Origin of the sequence: Pantoea sp. 1B4, from assembly GCF_016925765.1 — a bacterium.
Taxonomy (GTDB): Bacteria; Pseudomonadota; Gammaproteobacteria; order Enterobacterales; family Enterobacteriaceae; genus Pantoea; species Pantoea agglomerans.
The window spans coordinates 2,833,235-2,846,805 of the sequence record NZ_JAEUWZ010000001.1 but is presented as its reverse complement, the minus strand read 5'-3'; the positions used below and the strand labels follow the sequence as shown (position 1 = coordinate 2,846,805).

Here is a 13,571-nt window from a genome sequence, read left to right as displayed (position 1 = left end):
GCATGTTGCAATATTGTTTTTAAAATATTTCAGGTTTGATCGCTTAAAATTCGATCTGCATAACAAAAAAGCCCCTGATCCTGGACAGCATAACCATTCCAGTTTGTTCTGGATCAATTTTTATTGTGATATTCGTCACTTAGCAACAGGTGCGTGGCGCATCTTTCAGCGAGCAGGTAAGATTTCGTCCATAAAATCGCTCAACCTATGCAATTGCTGGTCTGGAGAATGAAATGACTAATGCCATTAAAAAATGCAGTGCGACCGAAACCGCAGCCTGTTGTTGTGTTGATGTCGGCACGGTAATGGATAATACCGATTGCACCGCCAGCTGGTCAGAATGGTTTGCGCAGCGTGCCGATGCGGAAGCGAAATTAGCGCAACTGACCGAACGTGCCCGCGAGGTTGAATCAGAACCCTGTCTGATTGAATCGCGCTTCAGCGAAGTGGATCAGGGAGTGCAGCTGGATATCGATTTCACCTTCAGCTGCCAGGCTGAAACCATGATTTTTCAACTCGGTTTGCGTTAAGTCCCATTACGCCGCGTCACTGCGGCGTTTTTCATTTTCGTGTTTCCCTTCGCACTTTTTCCCTTCCGATATTGGCGGCTCACCCGCTTGTGGTTAACACTGATCAGGTCAGACCTCTTCAGGCAATGATGCCACAGTCCCAGCCACAGGTGAGAACAATGAGCAAAGCGCAGCCGCTGCTGACGCGTGATGGTGAACGCATCGCAATAACCCACGGATTACGCACCCCTTTCTTACGCCAGGCGACCGGCTTCCATGGCATTCCCGCCATTGAGCTGGGACGTATGGTGGTCAGCGAATTAATGGCGCGCAGTGAACTGCCGGCTGAGGTGATCGAGCAACTGGTCTTTGGGCAGGTGGTGCAGATGCCGGAAGCGCCGAACATTGCGCGTGAAATTGTATTAAGCAGCGGGTTGAGTGTGCATACCGATGCCTACAGCGTCAGCCGTGCCTGCGCCACCAGCTTTCAGGCGGTAGCGAATGTGGCAGAAAGTCTGCTGGCGGGCACCATCTCTGCCGGTATTGCCGGTGGCGCAGACTCTTCGTCGGTGTTGCCGATTGGGGTCAGTAAAACGCTGGCCCGCGCGTTGGTGGATCTCAATAAAGCCCGCAGCTTCGGTCAAAAACTGCACATTCTGCGGCGTCTGCGTCCGCGTGATCTGCTGCCGGTCCCGCCCGCAGTGGCGGAGTATTCGACCGGCCTGCGCATGGGCGACACTGCGGAGCAGATGGCTAAGAGTCACGGCATCACGCGCGAAGCACAGGATGCGCTGGCGCTGCGATCCCATCAGCATGCCGCAAGGGCCTGGCAATCCGGGGTACTGAATCAGGAAGTCATGGCAGCCTTTGTGCCGCCGTGGAAAAGCGCCATCGATCAGGACAATAACGTGCGGATGAACGCCAAAGCGGAGGATTACGCCCGACTGCGTCCGGCATTTGATCGCCAGCACGGCAGCGTCACCGCGGCCAACAGCACGCCTCTCACCGACGGCGCGGCGGCAGTGATTCTGATGCGCGAGGGCCGCGCCCGTGAACTGGGCATCAGGCCGCTGGGCTATCTGCGCAGCTACGCCTTTACCGCCATTGGTGTGCAGCAGGATATGCTGCTGGGCCCGGCATACGCTTCACCACTGGCACTGGATCGCGCCGGCATAACCCTGGCCGATCTGACGCTGATCGATATGCATGAAGCTTTTGCTGCCCAGACGCTGAGCAACCTGCACAAGTTTCGCGACGAGCGCTTTGCCCGTGAAGTGCTGAATCGCCCACACGCGCTGGGCGAAGTGAATGAAGAGCGCTTTAACGTGCTGGGCGGATCGATCGCCTATGGTCATCCTTTTGCCGCCACGGGTGCGCGCATGATCACCCAGACGCTGAATGAATTACGCCGTCGTGGTGGCGGGTTAGGACTGGTCACGGCCTGCGCGGCAGGCGGCCTGGGTGCGGCAATGATTCTGGAGGCCGAATAATGGAGCAGAATGCGTTTCATCTGAAGATGCGACTGGATCACGTCGGCATCATTACGATCGATGTCCCTGGTGAGAAGATGAACACCCTGAAAGCGGAATTTGCCGGGCAGATCACCGCCATCATTGCGGAAGCGCGACGCGATCCGCAACTGGCTGGCCTGGTGCTGATTTCCGGCAAAGCGGACAACTTCATCGCGGGCGCAGACATCAGCATGATTGACCGCTGTAAGAGCGCGCAGGAAGCCGAAGCGCTGGCAAAACAGGGCCAGGAAGTAATGGCTGCGCTCGACGCGCTGCCGTTCCCGGTGGTCGCGGCAATCCACGGCGCCTGCCTCGGTGGCGGGCTGGAACTGGCGCTGGCCTGTGATGCCCGTATCTGCTCGCTGGATGATAAAACCCGCCTCGGTTTGCCGGAAGTGCAACTCGGCTTACTGCCAGGCTCTGGCGGCACTCAGCGGCTGCCACGCTTAATCGGCGTGCAGCAGGCGCTGCCACTGATTCTGACTGGCAAAGCCCTGCGGGCGAAACAGGCCCGTAAGCTGGGCGTGGTCGATGACGCGGTGCCGCAGGCGATTCTGCTGGAGACCGCCATTGCCCGGGTGAAAAAGGGCAAGGTTAGTGGACGAACGCTGCCGCTGCGCGATCGTCTGCTGCATGGTCCGGTTGGCCGTCAGGCGCTGTTTGCGCTGGCGACCCGACAGACCGCAGCCAAAACGCAGGGTAACTATCCGGCAGCAAAACGCATTATTGAGGTGGTACGCATCGGGCTGGAGCAGGGCAGTCGGGCCGGACATGAGGCTGAAGCACGCGCTTTTGGTGAGCTGGCGATGACGCCAGAATCTGTTGCGCTGCGCGGGATCTTTTTCGCGACTACGGCCATGAAAAAGGAGCGGGGCGGTGAAGCGGAACCCGGCACCGTTAAGCGTGTTGGTATCCTCGGCGGCGGCCTGATGGGCGGCGGCATCGCCAGCGTCACCGCAATCAATGCCGGGTTGCCGGTACGCATTAAAGATATCAGCCTGGAAGGGGTGAACCATGCGCTGAAAACCAGCTGGGAACTGCTGAGCAAAAAAGGTTAAACGCCGCCAGCTCTCTCCGGCACAGCGTCAGCAGCAGATGGCACGTATCACGGGCGGCATCGATTATCAGGGCTTCTCACAGCGCGACGTGGTAATTGAAGCCGTATTCGAAGATTTAGCCCTGAAGCAGCAGATGGTCAGCGAAGTGGAGGCACACTGTCAGCCGCATACGCTGTTTGCCTCAAATACCTCTTCGCTGCCGATTGAGGCGATCGCCGCCGGCGCCCAGCGTCCTGAGAACGTCATCGGGCTGCACTATTTCAGTCCGGTAGAGAAAATGCCGCTGGTGGAGGTGATTCCTCATCTGAATACCTCTACCGCGACGCTGGTGACGATTGTGGCGCTGGCGCGCAGCCAGGGTAAAACTCCGATTGTGGTGGCGGACAAGCCTGGCTTCTATGTTAACCGCATCCTGACGCCCTATATAAATGAAGCGATGCGCTGCCTGCTGGAGGGCGAGCCGATTGACCATATTGATCGGGCGCTGGTGAAGTTTGGTTTTCCGGTCGGCCCGATTCAGCTGCTGGATGAGGTCGGTATCGACGTTGGCAGCAAAATCAGCCCCATCCTGTATCAGGCTTATGGTGAACGCTTTGCCGCCCCCGCTGCTTTTGATGCGGTGCTGAAAGATGGCCGCAAGGGGCGTAAAAACAGTAAAGGCTTTTATCGCTATGACCAGCCGCGCTGGCAGCGTAAAAAACCGGACGCTTCGCTGTATACGTTGTTGAAAGTCTCGCCGCAGGCCAGGCAGAGTGAAGCGCAGATTGCTGAACGCTGCGTGATGATGATGCTGAACGAAGCGGCTCGCTGTCTTGATGAGCAGGTGGTTCGCTGCGCCCGCGATGGGGATATCGGTGCGGTGTTTGGCATCGGCTTTCCGCCTTTCTTAGGCGGCCCGTTCCACTACATGGACAAACTGGGCGCGCCGGAAGTGGTCAACAGATTAACCCGGCTTGCGCAGCAGCATGGCGAACGATTCACACCCTGTGAGGCGCTGATTCAGGCGGCTGCAAAATAGACGAAATTTTACATTTCTGCTGAAAATGGAATAACCAATCCGATTCAGCGGCTTAGAAAAGCGCCGCCAGAGTGTGCGGCGCAGCATGATTCTGAGAAGTGCTTATTTAATAAACAACCGGTTGACTATACTAAAGCCATTAGGGTAAAACACAGCGTTCATTCGCAGAGTGAAGAGTCAGGCGCTACGCGTCGGGCGATGTCGACAAACAACAGCGGTGCTTTATGCAAGTTTTTATCATGCGTCACGGCGATGCGGCTCTGGAAGCAGCCAGTGATTCAGTCAGGCCTTTAACCTTATGTGGCTGCAATGAATCACGTCAGATGGCCAACTGGCTAAACAGCCAGACGCCGGACATTGAGCGTGTCCTGGTGAGTCCCTATTTACGCGCGCAGCAAACGCTCGCGACCGTGCGTGAAGCCTTTCCCCTGCCGGAAAGCCAGGACGTTCTGCCGGAATTAACGCCGGGCGGCGATCCGGAGATGGTCGGGTGCTATCTGCAGGCCCTGGCGAATGAAGGCGTGAAATCGGCTCTGGTGATTTCACATTTACCGTTGGTGGGGTATTTAGTCTCTGAACTGTGCCCGCAGGAAGCACCGCCAATGTTCGCCACTTCCGCTATTGCCTGCGTGGAATTCGATCCCGCAGCGAGTGCCGGTAAACTGCTGTGGCAGGTCAGTCCCAAAAAGCTGGCTAAAGCAATCTGACGTCTGTGGGCCGATAATTCCGGCCCCTCTCAGGGCAATTCAGGCGGTTGCCACTCCTCAATCTCAATCAAAACCAGCAGCGCGGCGTCACCGCCGAACATTTTGGGTGCCTGATGAAAAGCCATCACCCACGGATGCTGGGCCAGCCACAGCGGCGTCTGCTGCTTCAGAATATGCTTTCCATGACCGGTCATGACGCTGGCGCAGAACAGATGTTCACGGCGGCAGGCGGCGATCAGTGCCCCCCAGTTCCTGCTTGGCCTGCTGCTGCGTTAAGCCGTGCAGATCGAGGAAAATCTCCGGCGTATAGTCGCCACGGCGTAATTTCTTCAGCTCAAAATGGCTGACATCGGCGCGCACGTAACGGGTGGCACCTTCCGTTGAGAGCAGCGGCTGGAACTCATCCGAAAAGTAATGACTGTTGTCCGCCTGCTCTGAAAGCAGACGCTTTACCGGGATGTGGCGGGTTTTAACCGGCGCTTTGTGGACAAACGTGTCCTGTTTTAACTGGCGTGTACCCGTCATCAACTGGCGAAACAGCGCCTGGTCATCCGGGCTTAGTGGTGTTTTTTTACTCATGGCAGGTCAGTCATATCAGAAAAGGCTGTCACACAGCAGAGCCGATACCTTACCGTTAAGCGTCATTAAATGTCAGCTTTTTCACCTCGCTGCGCTGAATTCTCCCCGGCTTCATGGCACACTACTGGCCGATTTAGCAAAAAGGCCTGCGGAGGGCTACGTGGACAAAATTTTCGTCGATGAGGCAGTGAACGAGCTGCACACCATTCAGGACATGCTGCGCTGGGCGGTAAGCCGCTTTTCCGCTGCCGGAATCTGGTACGGACATGGCACAGACAATCCCTGGGACGAAGCCGTTCAACTGGTCCTGCCGTCACTCTGGCTGCCGCTGGATATTCCTGAAGATATGCGCAATGCGCGTCTGACCGCCAGCGAACGTCTTCTGATCGTCGAGCGCGTCATTCGTCGCGTTAACGAGCGCATTCCGGTCGCCTATCTGACCAATAAAGCCTGGTTCTGCGGCCACGAGTTCTTTGTTGATGAGCGCGTGCTGGTGCCGCGTTCACCGATTGGCGAACTGATTGAGAACCGCTTTGCCGGTCTGGTCAGCTCGCCACCCCATCATATACTGGATATGTGTACCGGCAGCGGCTGCATCGCGATTGCCTGCGCCTATGCCTTCCCGGAAGCGGAAGTGGACGCGGTGGATATCTCCACCGGTGCGCTGGCGGTTGCCGAGCAGAACATTGAAGAACATGGCCTGATTCATCAGGTTACGCCGATTCGCGCTGACCTGTTCCGCGAATTGCCACCGCTGAAATATGATCTGATCGTCACCAATCCGCCGTATGTTGATGCGGAAGATATGGATGATCTGCCGAACGAATATCGCCACGAACCAGAGCTCGGGCTGGCGGCAGGCAGCGACGGCCTGAAGCTGGTGCGTCGCATTCTGGCCTGTGCACCGGATTATCTCAGCGAGCAGGGCGTACTGGTCTGCGAAGTGGGCAACAGCATGGTGCACATGATCGAGCAGTATCCCGACGTGCCCTTTACCTGGCTGGAATTCGACAACGGCGGCGATGGCGTCTTTACGCTGACGCGCCAGCAGATTGTCGACGCAAAACACCATTTCTCTTTTTACAAAGACTAAAAGTGGGGCGAAGCATCGCCCGCCGAACCCTGAGAAGGAAACAGCATGGCCGGAAACAGCATCGGGCAATTTTTTCGAGTAACTACCTTTGGCGAGTCCCATGGGCTTGCGCTGGGCTGTATCGTTGACGGCGTGCCGCCAGGCATCCCGCTGACCGAAGCGGATATTCAGCATGACCTCGATCGCCGTCGTCCTGGCACATCGCGCTATACCACGCAGCGCCGCGAGCCGGATCAGGTGAAAATTTTGTCCGGTGTCTTTGAGGGTGTGACCACCGGTACTTCGATTGGCCTGCTGATTGAAAATACCGATCAGCGGTCGCAGGATTACGGCGCTATCAAAGATCTCTTCCGTCCGGGCCATGCTGATTACACCTACGAGCAGAAATATGGTCAGCGCGACTATCGTGGCGGTGGCCGCTCGTCGGCGCGCGAAACCGCGATGCGCGTGGCGGCCGGTGCGATTGCCAAGAAATACCTGCAGATGAAACACGGTGTGGTGGTGCGCGGCTATCTGTCACAGATTGGTGACATCGCCTGTGAGCTGAAAGACTGGAGCATCGTGGAAGAGAATCCGTTCTTCTGCCCGGATGCGGACAAGCTGGAGGCGCTGGATGAACTGATGCGCGGCCTGAAAAAAGAGGGCGACTCCATTGGCGCTAAAGTCACGGTCATGGCAGATCACGTGCCGCCAGGCCTGGGCGAGCCGGTATTTGACCGACTGGATGCCGATCTGGCGCATGCGCTGATGAGTATTAATGCCGTTAAAGGCGTTGAAATCGGCGACGGCTTTGCGGTGGTTAACCAGCGCGGCAGCCAGCATCGCGACGAGATCCGCCACGATGGTTTCCAGAGCAACCACGCCGGGGGGGATTCTGGGCGGCATCAGCAGCGGCCAGACCATCAGCGCCAATCTGGCGATGAAACCAACCTCCAGCATCACCGTGCCGGGTAAAACTATTACCCGCGACGGCGAAGAAGTGGAGATGATCACCAAAGGCCGCCACGATCCCTGCGTCGGGATCCGTGCAGTGCCGATCGCCGAGGCGATGATGGCGATCGTCCTGATGGATCATCTGCTGCGCCAGCGGGCGCAGAACGGTGACGTTAACAGCTCCGTACCGCGCTGGTGATGCCATGAAGGCTCTTCTGCTTACCCTGAGTGCGCTGTTGATCAGCGCCTCCAGCCTGGCGGCGACGCCGTGGCAACGCATCCAGCAGCCGATCACTGGCGCACCGCAGTCAATCGGTGGCTTTGCCAACGGCTGTATTGTTGGCGCCGAGGCGCTGCCGCTGAATTCACCGCACTATCAGGTGATGCGTCAGGATCAGCGGCGCTACTTTGGTCATCCCGATCTGATTCAGTTTATTCAGCGTCTCAGTACGCAGGTGCATAACCTGCAACTGGGCAACGTGCTGATTGGTGACATGGGCATGGCAGCAGGCGGACGTTTCAGCAGTGGTCACGCCAGCCATCAGACCGGACTGGATGTCGATATCTGGCTGCAACTGCCGAAAACCCGCTGGAGCGCCCAGCAACTGCTGAAGCCGCAGCCGCTCGATCTGGTCGGGCCGGGTGACAAAAATGTGATTGCGCGTCACTGGCAGCCAGAAATTGATAGCCTGATTAAACTGGCCGCCAAAGATGATGATGTGACACGGATCTTCGTCAATCCGGCGATTAAAAAGCAGCTTTGTGCCGATGCGGGTAACGATCGTGACTGGCTGCGTAAAGTGCGCCCGTGGTTTGCTCACCGGGCCCATATGCATGTGCGCCTGCGCTGCCCGGCGGGCAGTATCGGCTGTGAAGATCAGCCTGCACCGCCTGCTGGCGATGGCTGTGGCGCAGAGCTGCAGAGCTGGTTCCTGCCAAAACAGCCTGGCTCGGGCGCGCCGGTGAAACGTGAGCCGCCGCCATTACCGCCTGCCTGTCAGGCCCTGCTGGATAAACATCTACTGTAAGGGATTCCATGGATTGGTTTGTGGTCAGCCCGCTGCTCGTCGGGCTGCTGTTTTTAATCGCCATGCTCGCCGGTTTTATTGATTCAATCGCGGGTGGCGGGGGGATTACTTACGGTACCTTCGTTGCTGGCGGCGGGCCTCTCTCCGGCCCAGGCGCTGGCGACCAATAAACTGCAATCGGTCGGTGGATCGTTTTCCGCCAGTCTCTACTTTATCCGGCGTGGTGCGGTCAATCTGAATGAACAGTGGCTGAACATTGCCATGACGCTGCTGGGTTCCGTGCTGGGCGCGATACTGATTCAGCGCCTGCAGGCGGATTTCCTGCGCCAGATGTTGCCGCTGTTTTTAATCGCTATCGGTCTGTGGTTCCTGCTGATGCCGCGACTCGGCGAAGTGGATCGCGCGCGCCGTCTGCATGGTCTGGCCTTTGCACTGGTCGGCGGCGGGGCAGTGGGATTCTATGACGGATTTTTCGGACCGGGCGCAGGATCTTTTTATGCGCTGGCTTTCGTCACGCTCTGCGGCTACAACCTTGCCAAAGCGACCGCCCATGCCAAGGTCCTCAACTTCACCTCGAACCTCGGCAGCCTGCTGTTCTTTATGTTCGGCGGCAAAGTAGTGTGGGGAACCGGCCTGATCATGATGCTCGGCGCTTTCTGCGGCGCGCGTCTGGGCGCAAGACTGGTGCTGAGCCGCGGACAGAAGCTGATCCGCCCGATGGTGGTGATTGTGTCTGCCGTCATGAGCATTAAATTACTGTGGGACAGCCATGGCAGCGCCGTTATGGCCTGGCTTGCCACGCTGCAATCGTAACCTAAAACCTGATACCGTCATGAACCCGACTCATCATTATGAACAGCTGATCACGCTGTTTGATCGCTGTTTCAGCGATGAATTTCAGACCCGTCTAATTAAAGGCGATGATGAACCGATCTATCTTCCTGCTGATGCCGAATCGCCGTGGAACCGTGTGGTCTTTGCTCACGGCTTCTACGCCAGCGCCCTGCATGAGATCTCTCACTGGTGCATCGCCGGTGAAGCGCGCCGCAAACTGGTCGATTTTGGCTACTGGTACTGTCCGGATGGCCGCGATGCGCTGACCCAGAGTCAGTTTGAAGCGGTGGAAGTGAAGCCACAGGCGCTGGAGTGGATGTTTTGTACGGCGGCAGGCTTTCCCTTCAACGTGAGTTGTGACAATCTCGACGGAGATTGTGAGCCGGATCGCATTGCGTTCCAGCGTAAAGTGCATGCTCAGGTCATGAGCTATCTGACGTCGGGCATTCCCGACCGTCCCGCGCGTTTTATTACCGCCCTGGCGGAATTTTATGGCAGGCCTTCATTAACAGCATCGCAGTTTCCCTGGCCGGACGATCTGTGATGCAGAAAGGCATTATTAAAAGAGGAATTGAGATGATCGCAGAATTTGAAGCGCGTATTCTGGCCCTGATTGACGACATGGTCGAGCATGCCAGTGACGATGAGCTGTTCGCCAGCGGTTATCTGCGCGGGCATCTGACACTGGCCGTCGCTGAAGTGGAGCAACTGGGCGAACATACGCCAGAAGCGCTGCAGATTCAGGTGACCCGCAGTCTGCAAAATGCCATAGCTGCCGGAGAACTCTCGCCGCGCGACCAGGCATTAGTGGTCGGGATGTGGGATAACCTGTTTGTTCAGGCACGCCAGCTCTCCGCGTAGTGGTGCAGGGCGGCGTGCCGCCCTTAGCGTCCGCTAAACGGCTTTTCCCTTCAGTAATTTCCTCACCCAGTAACGATTCGGATTGAGTGCTGCCAGGGTACTGGCATCCAGAGGCTGCGGCTCGCCCGCCAGCTGAGCTGCCAGTACTTCGGCCGCCAGCGGCGCACTGCACAGGCCGCGCGATCCCAGCGCCCCAAACAGATACAAGCCCGCAAGATCGGGTGCGTCAGCGATATCGCTGCCTGCCGCCTGCTGTGCCGGTAAATCAGCATACTGCGCCAGCGTAGCAGCATAATCCGGCACGCCGCCCACCATCGGCAGGTGATCCCGGGTGGCGCAGCGCACCCCCATTCTTGCCTCTCCGTCACTGACATCCACCGTTTCGGCCCAGCTGCTGTCAGGCAGGCAATGCAGCAGGCGGCTGCGGTTCTGCTGCTGATCCTCTTCCCGATACGCGGTTGCGGTATTGCCACGGTGATAGCTGGCCCCGATACAGTGCGTACCAAACTGCGGGCTGACGGGCGTCAGATAGCCGTCGTAACAGAGCACCGTTTGCAGCGCGTTGAGGCCCGGCGTGGAGGGAACATGGCTTACCTGACCGGCCACCGGATAGGTCGGCAGCGGGGCGCTTTGCGCAAAGTCAGCAATCGCATGACCGTTTGCCAGTACGACGGTCGGATGACGCACCGCCGGACGATCGCTGAACGTCAGCGTCCAGTGATCATCCTCCCGGGAAAGCGCGCTCACCCGGTGCAGCCAGTGAATGCGCAATCCCTGGGTTTCGCTATGCGCCAGCATCGCGGTGGTCAGCTCTACCGGTGAGAGCCAGCCGCCTTGCGGATAGAAAATGCCGCCACAGCCATGTTCAACATTTGCCAGTTTTTCAGCTTCTGCCACATCGACGCCACAGGCGATGATTTCAGGCAGGTCCATCGCCAGCATCTGACTGATCTTCTTACGGCTTTTCTCATCCCAGCCCAGCTGCAGCACACCGCTCCAGTCATGCTCATAGGTGACGGTTAATTGATCATAGAGCCGCCGGGCAAAGCTGAAGGCCGAGGGAAAAAAGGTGGCAAGTGCCGGGTCGTGCTGATTGAGCAGCGGATAGAGCGCTCCCTGACGATTGCCGGATGCGCCCAGCGCGGGCGCCTCATCGGCGCAATAAAGTGTTACCCGCCAGCCGCGACGCAGCAGCGCCAGCGCCAGGGTGGCACTGGCGACGCCGCCGCCAATAAGAGCCACATCACGCTGCTCCGCACATTGACGATGATACCAGGGCTGCGCGGCGGGCAGCGGAGGCGCATCCTGCAACGGCCCGCATAGCATTTCGCGCTTCGGACCAAATCCTTTGCGGCGGATGACCGCAAAGCCCGCCTGCTGCAGACCGCGCCGGACAATACCTGCGGCCGTAAAGGTCGCGAAGGTCCCCTGCGGCCGCGCCAGTTTTGCCATCATGCCAAACAGCTCCGGCGTCCACATATCCGGGTTCTTTGAGGGCGCGAACCCATCCAGGAACCAGGCATCCACCTGACGATTCAGGCTCTCATCCAGCTGATCCATCAGCAGGTTAATATCGCCCAGCCACAGGTCGAGCGTGATGCGGCCGCCATCAAACAGCAGACGCTGACAGCCGGGCAGGGCAGCGGGCCACTGCGCCTGCAGCGCCTCCGCCCAGGGGGCCAGTTCGGGCCAGTGCTGCTGCGCTGCGGTTAAATCTTCACGGGTTAACGGAAATTTCTCAAAGCTGATGAAATGCAGACGTTTTAAAGTGGCGTCGGGCTGTTCGCGCTGAAACGCATCGAACGCCTGCCAGAGCGTCAGGAAATTAAGACCGGTGCCAAAACCGCTCTCCGCCACGATCAGCAGATCGCGCGGATGCTCAGCAAAACGCTGGGGAAAACCGTTGCCGCCAAGGAAGACATAGCGTGTCTCTTCCAGACCGTTGTCATTAGAGAAATAGACATCGCCAAACGCTCGGGAAACAGGTGTACCCTGTTCATTCCAGTTTAGCTTTGCATGTTTAACCGGGGTCAATTTCACGGTAAAGGCTCGTTTTTCAGGCAGTGGCGCGATTCTAGCGACCCGCGTGACATGACGCAAATTTACAAAAGGAAATAGCTGATCGGACTTGTTCGGCGTACAAGTGTACGCTAGAGTGCATGCCAATTAAGAAGAAGTGGATGAGGAAGATTGAATGAAACGTGCTGTGATTACTGGCTTAGGGATCGTTTCCAGTATTGGTAATAACCAGCAGGAGGTGCTGTCATCTCTGCGTGAAGGACGCTCTGGCATCACCTTTTCTGAAGAGATGAAAGATTCCGGCATGCGTAGTCACGTCTGGGGTAACGTTAAATTAGATACCACCGGCCTCATCGATCGCAAAGTTGTGCGCTTTATGAGTGATGCGTCCATCTATGCTTATCTTTCCATGGAAGAAGCGATTAAAGATTCTGGCCTCAGCGCTGAAGCGTATCAGAGCAACCCACGAGTGGGTCTGATTGCGGGTTCAGGCGGCGGCTCCCCACGTTTCCAGGTATTTGGTGCTGACGCAATGCGCAGCCCACGCGGCCTGAAAGCGGTTGGCCCTTATGTGGTCACCAAAGCGATGGCCTCTGGCGTCTCTGCCTGCCTCGCAACGCCATTCAAAATTCATGGCGTAAATTACTCGATTAGCTCCGCCTGTGCCACCTCTGCGCACTGTATCGGTAACGCCGTTGAGCAGATCCAGCTTGGCAAACAGGATATCGTTTTTGCGGGCGGCGGCGAAGAGCTGTGCTGGGAAATGGCCTGTGAGTTCGATGCCATGGGCGCGCTCTCGACCCGTTACAACGACACGCCAGAAAAAGCGTCACGCACTTATGACAATGAGCGCGACGGCTTTGTTATCGCCGGTGGCGGTGGCATGGTCGTCGTTGAAGAGCTGGAGCATGCGCTGGCACGTGGTGCGCATATCTATGCCGAAATCGTCGGTTATGGTGCCACTTCAGACGGTGCAGACATGGTTGCTCCATCAGGTGAAGGCGCAGTGCGCTGCATGAAGATGGCGATGCACGGTGTCGATACACCCATTGACTATCTGAACAGCCACGGAACCTCTACCCCGGTGGGTGATGTGAAAGAGCTGGGTGCGATTCGTGAAGTGTTTGGCGATAACACGCCATACATCTCAGCAACGAAAGCGATGACCGGCCACTCTCTGGGTGCGGCTGGCGTGCAGGAAGCGATCTACTCGCTGCTGATGCTGGAGCATGGCTTTATCGCGCCAAGCATCAACATCACCTCGCTTGACGCGGCAGCAACCGGTATGAACATCGTCACTGAGCCGATGGAAAAAGAGCTGACTACCGTGATGTCTAACAGCTTTGGTTTTGGCGGTACCAACGCCACATTGACCATGCGTAAATATCAGGCGTAATTATTACGTCAGCACTCTGAAGGGC

General features: G+C 57.6%; 9 protein-coding genes and 4 pseudogenes. 11 read left to right on the top strand and 2 right to left on the bottom strand.

Annotated elements, in window-relative coordinates; translation table 11 throughout:
- Window positions 1–233 precede the first annotated feature (233 nt).
- The 4 genes and pseudogenes from JNO11_RS13655 (at window position 234) to sixA (ending at window position 4,803) form a co-directional block, all read left to right on the top strand.
- Complete coding sequence (locus tag JNO11_RS13655) at window positions 234–530, top strand: YfcZ/YiiS family protein (RefSeq protein WP_325177420.1); 297 nt, start codon at window positions 234–236, stop codon at window positions 528–530.
- Window positions 531–688: 158 nt separating this feature from the next.
- Entirely contained in the window at window positions 689–1,999 is a 1,311-nt protein-coding gene (fadI, locus tag JNO11_RS13650) for an acetyl-CoA C-acyltransferase FadI (protein ID WP_325177419.1), read from the top strand.
- A pseudogene (fadJ, locus tag JNO11_RS13645) lies at window positions 1,999–4,096 on the top strand (fatty acid oxidation complex subunit alpha FadJ). The gene fadI and the pseudogene fadJ overlap by 1 nt, the downstream one beginning before the upstream one ends.
- A gap of 224 nt (window positions 4,097–4,320) precedes the next feature.
- A complete protein-coding gene (sixA, locus tag JNO11_RS13640) occupies window positions 4,321–4,803 on the top strand; it encodes a phosphohistidine phosphatase SixA (RefSeq protein WP_010257941.1) in 483 nt (160 codons plus the stop codon).
- Between the two features lie 29 nt (window positions 4,804–4,832).
- Here the strand turns inward: sixA and smrB are convergent.
- Window positions 4,833–5,382, bottom strand: a pseudogene (gene smrB / locus JNO11_RS13635) (endonuclease SmrB).
- A gap of 160 nt (window positions 5,383–5,542) precedes the next feature.
- Here smrB and prmB point away from each other — a divergent pair.
- The 6 genes and pseudogenes from prmB (at window position 5,543) to JNO11_RS13605 (ending at window position 10,131) form a co-directional block, all read left to right on the top strand.
- Window positions 5,543–6,475 (top strand): 50S ribosomal protein L3 N(5)-glutamine methyltransferase, encoded by a 933-nt coding sequence (prmB, locus tag JNO11_RS13630; protein ID WP_010671438.1) that lies wholly within the window; start codon window positions 5,543–5,545, stop codon window positions 6,473–6,475.
- A gap of 45 nt (window positions 6,476–6,520) precedes the next feature.
- Window positions 6,521–7,607, top strand: a pseudogene (gene aroC / locus JNO11_RS13625) (chorismate synthase).
- Window positions 7,608–7,611: 4 nt separating this feature from the next.
- A complete protein-coding gene (gene mepA, locus JNO11_RS13620; RefSeq protein WP_010257953.1) occupies window positions 7,612–8,436 on the top strand; it encodes a penicillin-insensitive murein endopeptidase in 825 nt (274 codons plus the stop codon).
- Between the two features lie 8 nt (window positions 8,437–8,444).
- Window positions 8,445–9,249: pseudogene (locus JNO11_RS13615) on the top strand (sulfite exporter TauE/SafE family protein).
- A gap of 19 nt (window positions 9,250–9,268) precedes the next feature.
- Window positions 9,269–9,814 (top strand): elongation factor P hydroxylase, encoded by a 546-nt coding sequence (locus tag JNO11_RS13610; protein ID WP_003854284.1) that lies wholly within the window; start codon window positions 9,269–9,271, stop codon window positions 9,812–9,814.
- Between the two features lie 32 nt (window positions 9,815–9,846).
- Window positions 9,847–10,131: a YfcL family protein gene (locus JNO11_RS13605; RefSeq protein WP_010257960.1), complete on the top strand. Its 285-nt coding sequence runs from the start codon at window positions 9,847–9,849 to the stop codon at window positions 10,129–10,131.
- A gap of 33 nt (window positions 10,132–10,164) precedes the next feature.
- On the opposite strand, the gene mnmC is transcribed toward JNO11_RS13605, so the two are convergent.
- Window positions 10,165–12,171 carry a bifunctional tRNA (5-methylaminomethyl-2-thiouridine)(34)-methyltransferase MnmD/FAD-dependent 5-carboxymethylaminomethyl-2-thiouridine(34) oxidoreductase MnmC gene (gene mnmC / locus JNO11_RS13600; protein WP_325177418.1) on the bottom strand — a complete coding sequence of 669 codons (2,007 nt, stop codon included), beginning with the start codon at window positions 12,169–12,171 and terminating at the stop codon, window positions 10,165–10,167.
- Window positions 12,172–12,325: 154 nt separating this feature from the next.
- Here mnmC and fabB point away from each other — a divergent pair, with 154 nt between their 5' ends.
- The gene (fabB, locus tag JNO11_RS13595; protein WP_010257968.1) at window positions 12,326–13,546 is read left to right on the top strand and encodes a beta-ketoacyl-ACP synthase I; all 1,221 of its coding nucleotides are present in this window, start codon (window positions 12,326–12,328) and stop codon (window positions 13,544–13,546) included.
- Window positions 13,547–13,571: the final 25 nt, after the last annotated feature.